This is a genomic window from Mesorhizobium sp. M7A.F.Ca.MR.362.00.0.0 (genome assembly GCF_004023175.1).
Classification (GTDB): Bacteria; Pseudomonadota; Alphaproteobacteria; order Rhizobiales; family Rhizobiaceae; genus Mesorhizobium.
In genome coordinates this window covers 1-13,675 of the sequence record NZ_RZTF01000046.1, presented here as the reverse complement: position 1 = coordinate 13,675, position 13,675 = coordinate 1, and the positions used below count along the sequence as shown (strand labels likewise).

General features: G+C 63.3%; 12 protein-coding genes and 1 pseudogene. 11 read left to right on the top strand and 2 right to left on the bottom strand.

Annotation, left to right across the window (positions count from 1 at the left end; all coding sequences use genetic code 11):
• The 5 genes from EOC06_RS42025 to EOC06_RS09120 all read left to right on the top strand — a co-directional run.
• Positions 1-391 (top strand): FAD-binding oxidoreductase (locus tag EOC06_RS42025; RefSeq protein ID WP_245469420.1); only part of this gene is annotated, 391 nt, incomplete at its 5' end.
• A 60-nt stretch (positions 392-451) separates the two neighbouring features.
• Entirely contained in the window at positions 452-1,492 is a 1,041-nt protein-coding gene (locus tag EOC06_RS09135; RefSeq protein ID WP_127327800.1) for an ABC transporter substrate-binding protein, read from the top strand.
• A gap of 81 nt (positions 1,493-1,573) precedes the next feature.
• Positions 1,574-2,446 carry an ABC transporter permease gene (locus tag EOC06_RS09130; RefSeq protein ID WP_127327801.1) on the top strand — a complete coding sequence of 291 codons (873 nt, stop codon included), beginning with the start codon at positions 1,574-1,576 and terminating at the stop codon, positions 2,444-2,446.
• A 3-nt stretch (positions 2,447-2,449) separates the two neighbouring features.
• Positions 2,450-3,247, top strand: a complete 798-nt coding sequence (locus EOC06_RS09125) for an ABC transporter permease (RefSeq protein WP_127327802.1) — start codon at positions 2,450-2,452, stop codon at positions 3,245-3,247.
• Positions 3,244-4,938 carry a GMC family oxidoreductase gene (locus EOC06_RS09120; protein WP_128307566.1) on the top strand — a complete coding sequence of 565 codons (1,695 nt, stop codon included), beginning with the start codon at positions 3,244-3,246 and terminating at the stop codon, positions 4,936-4,938. Before EOC06_RS09125 ends, EOC06_RS09120 begins: the two co-directional genes overlap by 4 nt.
• A gap of 255 nt (positions 4,939-5,193) precedes the next feature.
• Here EOC06_RS09120 and EOC06_RS09115 read toward each other — a convergent pair whose 3' ends face one another.
• Positions 5,194-6,090: a GNAT family N-acetyltransferase gene (locus EOC06_RS09115; protein ID WP_128307565.1), complete on the bottom strand. Its 897-nt coding sequence runs from the start codon at positions 6,088-6,090 to the stop codon at positions 5,194-5,196.
• Between the two features lie 239 nt (positions 6,091-6,329).
• Between EOC06_RS09115 and argE the strand changes: the two genes are divergently transcribed.
• The 6 genes and pseudogenes from argE (at position 6,330) to EOC06_RS09085 (ending at position 12,909) form a co-directional block, all read left to right on the top strand.
• Positions 6,330-7,454, top strand: coding sequence for an acetylornithine deacetylase (gene argE, locus EOC06_RS09110; protein WP_127327805.1), 1,125 nt, complete (start codon positions 6,330-6,332; stop codon positions 7,452-7,454).
• Positions 7,455-7,466: 12 nt separating this feature from the next.
• Positions 7,467-8,390, top strand: coding sequence for a glyoxylate/hydroxypyruvate reductase A (locus EOC06_RS09105; protein ID WP_127327806.1), 924 nt, complete (start codon positions 7,467-7,469; stop codon positions 8,388-8,390).
• Between the two features lie 23 nt (positions 8,391-8,413).
• On the top strand, positions 8,414-8,767 hold the full coding sequence (locus tag EOC06_RS09100; protein WP_127327965.1) for a cupin domain-containing protein: 354 nt from the start codon (positions 8,414-8,416) through the stop codon (positions 8,765-8,767).
• Between the two features lie 148 nt (positions 8,768-8,915).
• The gene (locus EOC06_RS09095; protein WP_128307570.1) at positions 8,916-10,379 is read left to right on the top strand and encodes an aldehyde dehydrogenase; all 1,464 of its coding nucleotides are present in this window, start codon (positions 8,916-8,918) and stop codon (positions 10,377-10,379) included.
• 11 nt (positions 10,380-10,390) lie between these two features.
• Positions 10,391-11,434, top strand: a pseudogene (locus EOC06_RS09090) (tartrate dehydrogenase).
• A gap of 17 nt (positions 11,435-11,451) precedes the next feature.
• A complete protein-coding gene (locus EOC06_RS09085; protein ID WP_127327809.1) occupies positions 11,452-12,909 on the top strand; it encodes an NAD-dependent succinate-semialdehyde dehydrogenase in 1,458 nt (485 codons plus the stop codon).
• Between the two features lie 25 nt (positions 12,910-12,934).
• On the opposite strand, the gene EOC06_RS09080 is transcribed toward EOC06_RS09085, so the two are convergent.
• Positions 12,935-13,675: FAD-binding oxidoreductase (locus EOC06_RS09080; protein ID WP_164898516.1), on the bottom strand; the 741-nt coding region annotated here is incomplete at its 5' end.

The window sequence follows — 13,675 nt, the reverse complement described above, 5'->3', positions numbered from 1 at the left end:
GCTCTATGGCGGGCGTGGCGCCTTCGGCAAGAAGGATTCGCAAAGCGCTTTTACGGCTTTGCACAAGGCTATGGTTCGTCAGTTCCCGGAGCTTGCCGAGGCAACTGTTACCCATCGCTGGTCCGGTCTGGTCGCGATGACGATGGACAGCATCCCTCATGCCGGCCGGCTTGATGACCGGATCGTCTATGCGGTCGGGTACAACGGCACCGGCGTGGCGCTGGCCTCCAATATGGGAAAACACGTCGCCGCTATCGTAGCCGGCGAAAGCCCGGATCTGGGGCTTTTGACTTCGGAACGGCTGAAACCCGTTCCTTTCTACCCCATCCGGGAACCCGCTGTCCGGCTTGTCGCCGGATGGTACCAGTTCCTCGATGCAATCGGGCGCTAAGACCCAGCATTCAAGCGTCAAAACAGGGTTTGAAACCCTGCCAACAAGAGGAGAACGGACATGATACCGAAATTTTCCACGCTCGTGCTTTCCGCTTCAGTCATCGGTCTTTCCATCAGTTTTGCGTCGGCCGAACAGATCACGTTCGTCTCGCAAGGCGGCGCCTATCAAGAAGCCCAGACCAAGGCTATCCTCGACCCGGTGGCCGCACTGCTAGGCATCACCATCAACCAGGACAGCGCGCCGGATGCCTGGCCCGTCATCAAGACCCAGACGGCAACCGGCAAGCCGGTGTGGGACGTCGTCGACACGCCGACGCAGGATTGCATTCGCGGCGGACAGCAAGACATGATCGAAAAGCTCGATTTTTCCAAGATCCCCAATGCACAGAAGATGCCGGCGCAGTACAAGAGCCCTTATTCCGTAGCCTACGAATTCTATTCAAGCGTGCTCGCCTACAACAAGGACAAGTTCGGTGACAATCCGCCGAAAAGCTGGGCTGATTTCTGGGACGTGAAGAAATTTCCGGGCACGCGGGCGCTGCGCAACCATCCGCTCGCAACGCTCGAAGCGGCCCTGCTGGCGGATGGCGTACCGGCCGACAAGCTCTATCCGCTGGATGTCGATCGGGCCTTCAAGAAACTCGAGGAAATCAAGCCTTATGTCACCGTCTGGTGGACATCGGGCGCGCAGTCGGCGCAGCTTCTGGCCGATCGCGAAGTCGATATGGAAATGGCGTGGAACGGCCGCGTCACCGCAGTCGCCAAGGAAGGCATCCCCGTCAGCTACACATTCAATCAGGGCTTCCTTCAATATACCTCGCTGTGCATCCTGAAAGGTGCGCCAAACCTCGACACGGCGGTCAAATTCATCAACGCGGCGATGACGCCGGATATTCAAGCGAACTTCCCGGCCTATATCGATTACGGTCCGGGCAATCCGGAAGCCTACAAGACCGGTAAGATCACGCCCGAGCGCGCGGCTGAAATGCCAAGTTCCCCCGAAAATGCCGCCAGACAGGTTCTGGTGTCCGACGAATGGTGGAGCTCGAAGGCTGGCGAAGACGCGCAAAAGCGCTGGGCGTCCTTTATCCAGCAGTAAAGCATGTCGTCCGCAAGTGCGCAGCGGCTGCGGGAAGCGACCTGCATCAGAAAGCGCAAAGACGTCTTGGGAGGGTCATTGATGACGACAGCGATAGCAACCCCGTCCGACAATCACGAGCGCAGCGAGCAGAGGCTGATGCTTCTGCTTCTGGCGCCCGCGCTGCTGGTCGTCGGTGCGCTTCTGATCGTGCCCCTCGGCTGGCTGGCCTGGCAGTCGGTCTGGCAGGATGGTGGCTTCACCATCGTCAATTATCAGCGATTTCTAACCGATTCCGTCTACTGGATGACGTTCCTGGAGACCTTCCGCATCGCCTTTGTCGTCACGCTGGTAACCGTTCTGCTCGGCTATCCCGTCGCCTATGTGGCGGCGGGACTTCCACAGCGCTGGAGCATGGTGGTTCTGGCGCTGGTCCTATTGCCCTTCTGGACAAGCGTTCTGGTGCGCGCCTATGCCTGGCTGATCCTTTTGCAGCGCACTGGCATCGTCAATTCCGCGCTGAAAAGTGCCGGAGTGATCGACAGCCCGCTGTTGCTGGTTAACAATGAATTCGGCACCGTGCTTGCCACCATTCACATCCTTTTGCCCTTCATGGTGCTGCCTCTCTACGCCACGATGAAGAAGATCCCGCAGGAGCTGGTCATGGCCGGCTCAAGCCTCGGGGGATCCCCGATGCATGTCTTTCTGCGTGTCTTCCTGCCGCTGTCGCTGCCAGGCATGATTGCCGGCATGGTTCTGGTCTTCGTGCTGACGCTTGGCTTCTACATCACGCCAGAATTGCTCGGCGGCGGGCGCACCTACATGGTTTCCATGCTCGTATCGCGCAACATCCAAGTCTACAACGAATGGGGGGCTGCTTCTTCGATCAGCGTCGTCCTGATGATCTGCGTCTTCCTCGTCTTCAAGCTGGCAAGCCTTCTCATTCCCTTCGAACGCATCATCGGAACGAGGTGAGGCATGCGCGTTTCCAGTCTCCTGCTTTACGCCGTCGTTGCTCTTATTTTGGCCTGGCTGGTCATACCCATCGTCATCATTGTGCCGATGTCCTTTTCAAGCGCCCGGTTCCTGACCTTCCCGCCGCCGTCCTGGTCGCTGCGCTGGTATGAGGCATACCTCAGCAGCGCCGCCTGGATGCAGGCGACCCGCGTCAGCCTGATCGTCGCGGTTAGTAGCGCCGTGCTGGCCACGATTTTCGGGACGGCCGCCGCCTATGCGCTCAACATGACATCGTCGAAACTGGTGCGCAGCTTGCAGCTGCTCCTGCTTTTGCCGCTGGTCGTGCCCATCGTCATCACCGCCGTCGGCGTCTTTCTCGTCTATGCGCAAATCGGGCTGCTGGCGAGCATGACGGGCCTTATTCTCGCCAATACAATGCTCGGACTTCCCTATGTGATCACCTCGGTGCTGGTCGGCCTTCGCAAATTCGACCATACGCAAGAGATGGTCTCGCGCAGCCTCGGCATGAATCGGCTGCGCACCTTCTTCATCGTCACCTTGCCGCAGATCCGGCCCAGCGTCATTTCGGGCCTGCTGTTTGCCTTCATCTCCGCGATGGACGAAACGGTGGTTTCGCTGTTCATCTCGGGCGGTGAATACCAGACCCTGACCAAGCGCATGTTCACGGCGCTGCGCGACGAGATCGACCCGACAATCGCCGCCATCAGCTCGCTTTTGACTGCCGTTTCCTTCATCATGCTGATGCTGGTGGCGATCAACGCGCGCGGCAGTAAGCGGCGCACCGAGAAAGCCGGATGATCGTCGATCATCTGATCCTTGGGGGCGGCTCGGCCGGCTGCGTCCTTGCCGCACGGCTGTCGGAGGATCCAAACCGCACCGTGACGCTGGTCGAAGCCGGACGCAACATATCCGCCGATGACATTCCAGAGGCGGGGCGCAGCCGCTACCCCGGCCGCGCCTATCTCGACACAAGCAACATCTGGTCTTCCCTGACCGCGATGATGGGGTACGCCCGCTCCAACAGCGCGCCGCGTCTGTCGCGCCGCTATGAGCAGGCCAGACTTCTCGGCGGCGGCTCGGCCATCAACGCGCTGATGGCCAATCGCGGCGCGCCCTCCGACTATGCCGAATGGGTGTCGCTGGGCGCCACCGGCTGGGGCTGGGAGGAGTGCCTGCCCTACTTCAGGAAGCTCGAGGCAGACAGGGATTTTCAAGGACCGCTGCATGGCATGGATGGCCCGCTGACCATCCGCCGCATCAGCGATGCAAAGATTTCACCCTTCGTCGCACGCGTGATGAAAACGCTGGAGGCACGGGGACATCCGATCAAGTCAGACCAGAACGGCCCTTGGCAGGACGGCGCCTTTCGCGGCGCGATCGCGGTCAGCGATGCGGGCGACCGCCTGCCGACGTCCATCGCCTATCTGAGGCCCGAAGTGCGCAAACGGCCGAACCTCAAAATCGTGACCGACAGCATGGCAACGCGCATCCTCTTCGATGGGGCCCGCGCAATCGGCGCCGAGATATCGGGGCACCACGCAGGGACGATCATGGCCCGCGAGGTGATCGTGACGTCCGGCGCCATTCATTCGCCAGCACTCCTGCTGCGATCCGGCGTGGGGCCCGGCAACGAGCTTGCGGCTCTCGGCATTCCTGTTGTGGCATCGAGATCCGGGGTCGGACGAAACTTGATGGAGCACCCCTCGATCGCCGTTGCAGCCTTCCTTCCCTCCCACATGCGGGTGCGCGACAAAGGCGAGCATCACGAACAGGCGGTCTGGCGTTTCTCCTCCAACCTTGAGGGAACGCCGGCCGGGGACATGCATGCGGCCATCCTGTCGCGCTCGGGCTGGCATTCCGTTGGGTTGCGCATGGGCAGCTTGTTCTTCTGGGTCAACAAATCCTATTCGCGCGGAGTTGTGCGTCTTTCCAGCGCCGATCCACATGCGGAACCGGAGGTCGATTTTCGCATGCTCAGCGACGAGCGCGACCTTGAGCGGCTGAAGAGCGCTTTGCGGCTCGGTGCGCAGACCTTGTTTGATCCGACCATGGACGGCGCTCGCGGCACCGTTTTCCCCTCCAGCTACTCGCCGCGCGTCGCGAAAGTCGCCGTTCCCGGTCATTGGAATGCGCTGCAGCGGGGCGCCCTGTCGGCAATGCTCGACATAGCCGGGCCGCTGCGCGCAGGTCTTGTGCATTCCGTGATTACGATGGGGACAACCATGGGCGGATTGCTGAAGGACGATACCGCGCTGACCGAATTCATTTCCCGGCATGTCGCCGGAACCTGGCATCCCTCCGGCACCTGCCGCATGGGGACGCCTGATGATCCAATGGCAGTAACGTCGCCTTCCGGCAAGGTTTACCAAACGGAAGGTTTGCGTGTCTGCGATGCATCGTTGATGCCCTCGATTCCATGCGCCAACACGAATATTCCGACGATCATGATGGCCGAGCGCGTTGCTGACATGATCCACGCTGCGAACTGAACGGAACCGTCACGGCCAAGGCAACGCATGCCGGCTGCGAAGCGAGGCAACGGAGTCGACAATGGAGCCGATAGGGATCGTCGCCAGGAAGCACAGTGCAGACCAGAGGCATGCGACCCGGAATTGCTGATGCTCATGACAGCCACGATGTTTGCTTTCAAGGAACCAGCAAGATTGTACTCTCCGAGATGAGGCGCATGGTGGTCCGGGAGCATAGGGCCGACCAGGCCGGCACCATGGCGCGACAGAAGGCAACTACCCGAGGGTTTGGCTTGCCAAGGCATAGGTCCTCAGCGAGTTGCCGTCCGGAATGTCGGCGATGCCCTTGCCCAGCGACATGGTCAGCACCGTGTCAAAGACCGGCATTCCAGCGTGCGACAGAAAGGCGGCGAACTCGCCATTGTTCATGTGGGTGTCGATTCGCAGGAAAGACCCCGAGTGGTCGGCGACGTGTGGCCGAACGGTCGCCACGGCGTCGGCGTCGCTGTCCGCCACGACCGGACCCACGACATGGCCCCGCCCGAACGGCCGACAGAGCGCGAACGCGTTCAACGTGTCACCCTTGAAAAGACCATAGCCGGCCGAGTGTGCGAAAAGCTTCTCGATGAGCGCCGCCCGCCTCACGCCAAACCCTGCCGCGTCGAGCGCGATCACGGCGGGAATATCATTTTCGACCAAACTCCGGACTTCGCCGCGGGTATTTTCCTGCCCAACTGTCGTCTGCGCACGGACGATGCCCTGGCATTGATAAACGGTCTTCTCCGGCTGGAAGTCGAGCGAGAGATAGAGCCGCCTTGCCGCGCGCGTTGCGTTGAGGCGCAAGTCGCGGCCGACGACCTTGTCGAAGACCAGCTTCATCAACCATTGCCCCGCCCCCAACGTCTGGAGTCGCGGTGAGGTGATGACCATGCCCACGGTGGCGAAATCGGCACCATGCGTGAACCACATGGCCGAGCCGAGAACCCGGCCAATCTCATCGAGCGCCACCAACCCCTGCCCCGATTCACGCACGAATTGCCAATCCTCGGCGCGATGCGGCCATCCCACGGAGAGCGAGAGCGCGTGCAAACGGTCCAGTTCGACGTCTTCGATGTCGCCAATGCGCATCGAGAAGGTATCGATTTTCAAGCTTCCGGACGGCTTCAATTCCATGCCCCTGCAAGATTTCCTCACCAGAGCGCCACCCACTGATGCCACCCTCTGCCCGCCAACGCTAAACGAGCCGACCGGTACGATTTGCTCGAAAGCCGCGCTGCAACGCAAGATTCAACTGAAACATTTCAGCTTTCGGCACGCAATCGCGAAAGAACGCGCACATCCTCTTTGGAAATTTGGCAGCTTATGGTCGACGGCACCGATTCCGGCGAACCCGAAACGCTTTGAGGGCTGGAATGCACGTCTTCGACATCCTCGACCGTCTCGTCGCCTTTCCATCGGTCGCCGGCAGGCCGAACGGCGATATCGCCGGCTGGATCGAGACCTATCTCGCGGAACACGGAACCCAGGTCACCGTGGTTCCAGGGCCGGAAGGTGATCGTTCCAATCTTTTCGCGACGATCGGCCCCGCCAACGTCCCGGGCTACATACTGTCCGGCCATATGGACGTTGTTCCCGCCAGCGAGCCGCAATGGAGTTCGAATCCTTTCGCGTTACGGAAGGAGGGCGAACGGCTCTACGGACGTGGCACCACAGACATGAAGGGGTTTCTTGCAGCAGTGCTCGCGGCGGTGCCTGCGCTGGCGCGACTGCGCCTTGCCAGGCCAATCCACCTCGCCTTCTCCTATGACGAGGAAGTGGGATGCCGTGGCGTGCCGCATTTGATCGCCCGCCTTCCCGAACTTTGCGCAAAGCCGCTCGGCGTCATCGTTGGTGAGCCGAGCGGGATGCGCGCCGTGCGCGGCCACAAGGGCAAGGCGGCCGCCCGCGTGATCATCAACGGGCGCTCCGGCCATTCCTCCCGGCCCGATCTCGGGCTCAACGCCATCCATGCCATGGCCGCTGCGCTGGGCGCGGCCGTGAACGAGGCCGAACGGCTGACGCACGGTCCGTTCGACCCTGCCTTCGAACCGCCCTACTCCTCGCTGCAAGCGGGTGTGGTGGCGGGTGGACATCAGGTCAACATCATCCCCGACACCTGCACGCTGGACCTAGAGGCGCGCGCCATACTTGGCGTCGACCCGGCCAGCCTGCTGGCGCCGGTCAAGGCGCGGGCCGAGGCCCTTGCAGCCGATGGCTTTCGCATCGAGTGGACACCGATGAGCGCCTATCCGGCGATGTCGCTGCCGCCAGACGCACCGCTAGCGGGACTGCTGCATGCCTTGATCGGCGAGGTGCCGCTTGCCGCCGTCAGCTACGGTACGGAGGCCGGGCTTTACCAGGCCGCCGGGCTCGATGCGATCATCTGCGGCCCCGGCGACATCGACCGCGCCCACAAGCCGGACGAGTACATCCTTGCCAGCGAGCTCACGGCCTGCCAGCGATTGATCGAGGCCTTGGGCGCCCGCTGCGCGGCTTGACGAGGAACCGGAATGACATTTCTGTTCAACTCCGATGCGCGCCGCGGGGCGGTCTTCGCCGATGCCTTCGCGAGAGAGCTGCCGGACGTCCCCTTCACGATGGATGCCGCAAAGGTTGATCCCGACGCCGTGCGTTATCTGATCAGCTGGACCGTGCCGGATAATCTCGGCCGCTACAGGAACCTGGAAATCCTGTTTTCCATCGGCGCCGGCGTCGACCAGTTTCGCCTCGATGCGGTGCCTGCGAACGTGAAGATCGTACGCATGATCGAGGACGGCATCGTGCGCATGATGCAGGAATATGTGACGCTTGCCGTGCTCGCGCTCCACCGCAACCTGCCTGGATATCTGGCGCAGCAGCGCGCCGGCGAATGGACCGATATCGCGCAGCCGCAGGCCGGGTCGCGCCGGGTCGGCGTGCTCGGCCTCGGGCAGCTTGGCCAGGCCGTCCTCGACCGGCTGAAGCCCTTCGGCTTCCCGCTTGCAGGATGGAGCCGCTCGCCGCGGCGGATCGAGGGCGTGACCTGTCATCATAGCGAGCTCGGGCTGAACGAGATGCTCGCGGCCAGCGACATTTTGATCTGCCTGCTGCCGCTGACCGACGAGACGCGCGATTTTCTCGATGCCGAACTGTTTGCGAAACTGCCCAAGGGCGCGGCGCTCGTCCACGCCGGTCGGGGGCCGCAGCTTGACCAGGAAGCCCTTGTCGCCGCGCTCGACAGCGGCCACCTTTCGGCGGCGATGATCGACGTCACCGATCCCGAACCCCTGCCGGCGGGCCATCCGTTCTGGTCGCATCAAAAGGTCATTTTGACCCCGCATGTCGCCAGCGTCACCCAGCCCGCCAGCGCCGCACAGGCCGTTGTCGACAACATCAGGCGATACCGCGCCGGTCTTGACCCCATCGGGCTCGTCGACCGATCGCGCGGCTATTGAAACTCAACATGAAAGGCCATCCCTTGTCCCTGCTCAAGACCGTCGATACCAGTCCTGCCTTCCCACCGCGCGAATCCGGGGCGCTGCCCGAACGGCTGATTTCCGGCAACCCCGCCTTCAAGACCTGGGCGCAGGACGCCGCCAAGGACGACCTCGTCCATACCGGCGTCTGGGAGGCGACGCCTGGCGAAACGCGCTCGATCAAGGGCGAGACGTTCGAGTTCTGCCACATCCTCTCCGGCGTGATCGAAATCACGCCCGACGGCGGCAAACCGGTGACCTATCGCGCCGGCGACAGCTTCGTGATGAAACCTGGCTTCACCGGGATTTGGAAGACCATCGAAACGGTGCGCAAGATCTACGTAACCGTAGGATAACGGGAGCGTTCGAGGCGCCGGCCTCCGCAACAGATTTTGCCGTCTGTCATCGCCGGCACACAACAATCATCCGCGACCGATCGCCGAACGGTGCATGCTGCGCTGCTGCCCGCGTTAGGCTCTTGCGGAATATTCCAGAGTGGGTGCCATGGGCCTGAGCTTCGACCCGGATACCGTCTCCCTCCCCGTCGGCCATTTCATCGGCGGCGAGCTGATCGCGGCCGAGGGTGCGATCGAGATGCACCGACCGTCGGACGGCGAGCCATACGCCGCCTGCCCGGTGGCCGGCGCCGATATGGTCGACCGTGCCGTGGAAAGCGCCGAGGCGGCGCTGAAGTCCAGCAACTGGGGTGGTGTTCGGCCGCGCGAACGAACGAAGGCGCTCCAGGCCTGGGCCGACCTGATCGAGGCGGAGGCCGAAACGCTGGCCAGGATCGAGGCGCTGTGCTCGACCCGGCCCGTCGGCCAGCTCGTTGCCGGCGACATCGCCATCACCGCCGAGCAGATCCGCTTCTTTGCCGAGTTCGCCGACAAGGAAGGCAGCGAGCTCGTGCCGACCGACGACGCCACTCTCGGCATGATCATGAGCGAGCCCTATGGCGTGGTCGGCGCGATCACGCCCTGGAATTTTCCGATCTCGATGGCCGGATGGAAGCTTGGTCCGGCATTGGCCGCGGGCAATGCGGTCGTGCTGAAGCCGTCGGAAATGACGCCCTTCTCGGCAGTCTATATGGCGCAACTCGCCGTCAAGGCGGGCCTGCCGGCAGGGCTCATAAACGTGGTGCTGGGAGACGGTCCGACGACCGGCACGGCGCTGACCGGCCATCTCGAAATCGCCAAGGTCAGCTTCACCGGCTCGACCCGCGCCGGATCCGCGATCATGGAGAACGTCGCCCGCACTGGCGTCAAGCCGATGACGCTGGAACTCGGCGGCAAGAGCCCGCAAATCGTCTTCGCCGATGCCGATCTGGAGAAGGCGGCGACGGCCATCGCCGGCAGCGTCACCTTCAATGCCGGCCAGGCCTGCGTCGCCGGCACGCGCCTGATCGTCGAGCGGAGCGTGGCCGACCGGCTGACGGCCGCGATCCTGGAGAGGATGAAGGCGGTGCTGCCCGGCCCGACCTGGGACGACGCGACACAGTATTCGCCTGTTATCTCGGAGCGGCAGCGGGCGCGTGTCGACAGCATCGTGCGCGCCGCGATCGCGGCCGGCGGCGAATGCCTGACCGGTGGCGGCGTCATGGACAGCCCCGGCTATTTCTACCAGCCGACGCTGATCGCCGATGTCGATCAGGCCAATCCGGCGATCGTCGAGGAAATCTTCGGCCCGGTCCTGACCATCCAGACCTTCGAGACCGAGGAAGAGGCGCTGGCGCTGTCCAGCCATCCAACCTACGGGCTGGCTTCCGGCCTGTTCACCTCCGACCTGTCCCGCACGATCCGCTTCGCGCGCAAGCTTGAAGCAGGCACTGTCTGGGTCAACCGCTACAGCCGCTCACGCGACCATATCCTGCCGACCGGCGGCTACAAGCGCTCCGGCATCGGCAAGGATCTCGGCCGCGAGGCCTATCTCGCCAACCGCAGGACCAAGAGCGTCCTGATCAGCCTATAGAAGAGATGCCGATGAAGTCCTATTCGATCGCCCTGATCCCCGGTGACGGCATCGGAAGCGATGTGACCGCCGCCGCATGGACAGTGCTGGAAACGGCGGCCCGACACTCCGGCTTTGCGCTGACAGGAACCGAGTTTCCCTGGTCCTGCCGCTTCTTTAAAGAGACTGGCCGCATGATGCCTGAGGACGGCATCGAGACCTTGCGCGGCTTTGACGCCATCCTCCTCGGCGCCGTCGGCTGGCCGGCGGAGGTGCCGGATTCCGTTTCGCTGCACGGGCTGCTGCTGCCGATCCGCAAGGCATTCGTGCAGTACGCCAACATCCGGCCGCATCGCTTGCTGCCGGGCGTGACCGGCCCGCTGCGGGCGGAAGGTTTCGACATATTGTGCATCCGTGAGAACACCGAAGGCGAATATTCCGGCGCCGGCGGGCGCGTGCATCAAGGCACGCTGGATGAGGTCGCTGTCGAGACCTCGATCTTCACCCGTGCCGGCGTCGAGCGCATCCTGCGCTTCGGCTTCGAGCAAGCGCGGTCGCGTCGGGGCAAGCTGGCCTCCGTCACCAAGTCCAATGCGCAGAAATATTCGATGGTGTTCTGGGACGAGATCACGCGAAAGCTGGCCGCGGAGTACTCTGACGTCGCCGTGACAAGCTATCATGTCGATGCGCTCGCCGCGCGCATGATCATGGCGCCGGAGAGCCTCGACGTGGTCGTCGCTTCCAACCTGTTCGGCGATATCCTCACCGATATCGGCGCGGCGATCCAGGGCGGGCTCGGCTAAGCCGCCTCGGCCAACATCAATCCCGGCCGCTCGGCGCCGTCGATGTTCGAGCCGGTGCACGGCTCGGCGCCCGACATCGCGCATCTGGGCATCGCCAATCCGATCGCCACCATCTGGTCCGGCGCCATGATGCTCGAACATCTCGGCGAAAAGGCTGCGGCCGACCGCGTTATGAAGACGGTCGAAGCCACCACCGCCAGAGGCATAGGCACCATTGCCGGCAAGGACCGGACCGAGGCCATCACCGCCGCTGTCGTCGCGGCACTCACCTGATTGCAAGGTTGTTTTCGATGAAAAACCTGAAAGATAAAAGTCTCCTCCGCCAAGCCGGCCTGATTGGCGGCAAGTGGGTCGCTGCCGGCTCCGGCGGGACGGTCGACGTCATCGATCCGGCAACCCAGGCGGCGATCGGCACAGTCCCCGACATGGCCGGTCCGGACACACGTGCGGCCATAGAGGCCGCGGCGTCCGCTTATCGCGATTGGAGAAAGAAAACCAACGCCGAGCGCGCTGCCCTGCTGGAGGCCTGGCATGGCCTGATGCTTGCTCATCTGGACGATCTCGCGCTGATCCTGACGACCGAACAAGGCAAGCCGCTGGACGAGGCCAAGGGCGAGATCCGCTACGGCGCGTCCTTCGTCAAATGGTTCGCGGAGGAAGCGCGCCGCATCAATGGCCACACCATCCCCTCGCCCACCTCCGACCGCCGCATCATCGTGCTGAAGGAACCGGTCGGCGTGTGCGGCATCATCACGCCGTGGAACTTCCCCAATGCGATGATCACCCGCAAGGTCGCGCCGGCATTGGCTGCCGGTTGCACGGTGGTGATCAAGCCATCCGAGTTCACGCCCTATTCGGCGCTGGCGCTCGGCGTGCTTGCCGAGCGCGCCGGCATCCCCGCCGGCGTCATCAACATCGTCACTGGCATGCCCACGGAGATCGGCAACGAGATCATGGCGAACGAGGCCGTCCGCAAGATCTCCTTCACCGGCTCGACGCGGGTCGGTTCGCTGCTGATGCGCGGGGCGGCCGACAGCGTGAAACGGCTCAGCCTCGAACTCGGCGGCAACGCACCCTTCATCGTCTTCGACGACGCCGATCTCGATCTCGCCATCGAGGGTGCGCTGGTCTCCAAGTTCCGCAATGGCGGCCAGACCTGCGTCTGCGCCAACCGCATCCTCGTCCAGGCCGGAGTCTACGAAAGCTTCGCCGAGAAGCTCAGCGCACGCGTCAACGCCATGACAGTGGGGCCGGGCACGCAGCCGGGCGTCGCCATCGGGCCGATGATCAACATGGCGGCGGTCGAAAAGATCAAGCGTCACGTCGAGGACGCGCTCGCCAAGGGTGCTGCGATCATCACCGAGAAGCCGGCTCTGCCGGACGGTCCTCAATATGTCGCGCCGCTGGTGCTGACCGGCGCCACGAAAGACATGCAGCTCGCCGGCGAGGAAACCTTCGGCCCGGTCGCGCCGCTTTTTCGTTTCGAGACGGAAGAGGAAGCGATCGCGCTGGCCAATGGCACGCCCTATGGGCTTGCGTCCTACTTCTACACCGAGAATTTGAAACGCGCCTGGCGCGTCGGTGAGGCGCTGGAGTTCGGCATGGTGGGCTTGAACACCGGCTCGGTCTCGATCGAGGTCGCCCCCTTCGGCGGCGTCAAGCTGTCCGGCCTCGGGCGAGAGGGCGCGCAGGCCGGCATCGAGGAGTATCTAGAGATGAAGAGCTTCCACATCGGCGGGCTGGGCTGAAGCCCCGATCGGGCCGGATCGGCGATCACTGAATACGGTCGAGCGCCTTGTAGTAGAGGCCGACCATCGGCAGGAACCAGGGTTTGCCGGAGTATCCGGGAATGGACGGCCATTCGAGCCCCTTCATCGGATTGCGATCTTCGCGGCCGAGCATGGCATCGGCGAGGATGATGCCGAGATGGGTGGAGAGCTGCGCGCCGTGGCCGGAATAGCCCATCGCGAACCAGACACCGTCATGGTAACCGGCGCGCGGAAAGCGGTCCTTGGTCATGTCGACCAGCCCGCCCCAGCAATAGTCGATCTCGACCTTGGCGAGTTGCGGGAAGATCGCCGCGAGGCCTGCCCGCAATATCTCTCCGCTCCTGGCATCGGAGCGCTGGTCGGATGTCGCCGAAAAGCGCGCGCGGCCGCCGAAGATCAGCCGCCTGTCCGGCGAAAGCCGGAAGTAATTGCCGATGTTCATCGAGGTCACGCATGTCCGGTTGCCCGGCATGGTGGCAGTGATCTCAGCGTCACTCAACGGCCGCGTGGCGATGATGAAGCTGCCAACAGCGATGATCCTGCGGCGGAAATAGCCGAAATCAGGCGTGGTGTAGGCGCCGGTCGCCACCAGCACATTGTCGGCGCTGATCCGGCCACGCGAGGTGGTCAGCTCATGCCTGCCGCCGGCCTGCGTGTGGTCGGTAACCGCCGCGTTCTCGTGGATCACGGCTCCATAGCGGGCGGCTGAAGTGGCGAGACCCGCCACATAGCGGCCCATATGCAT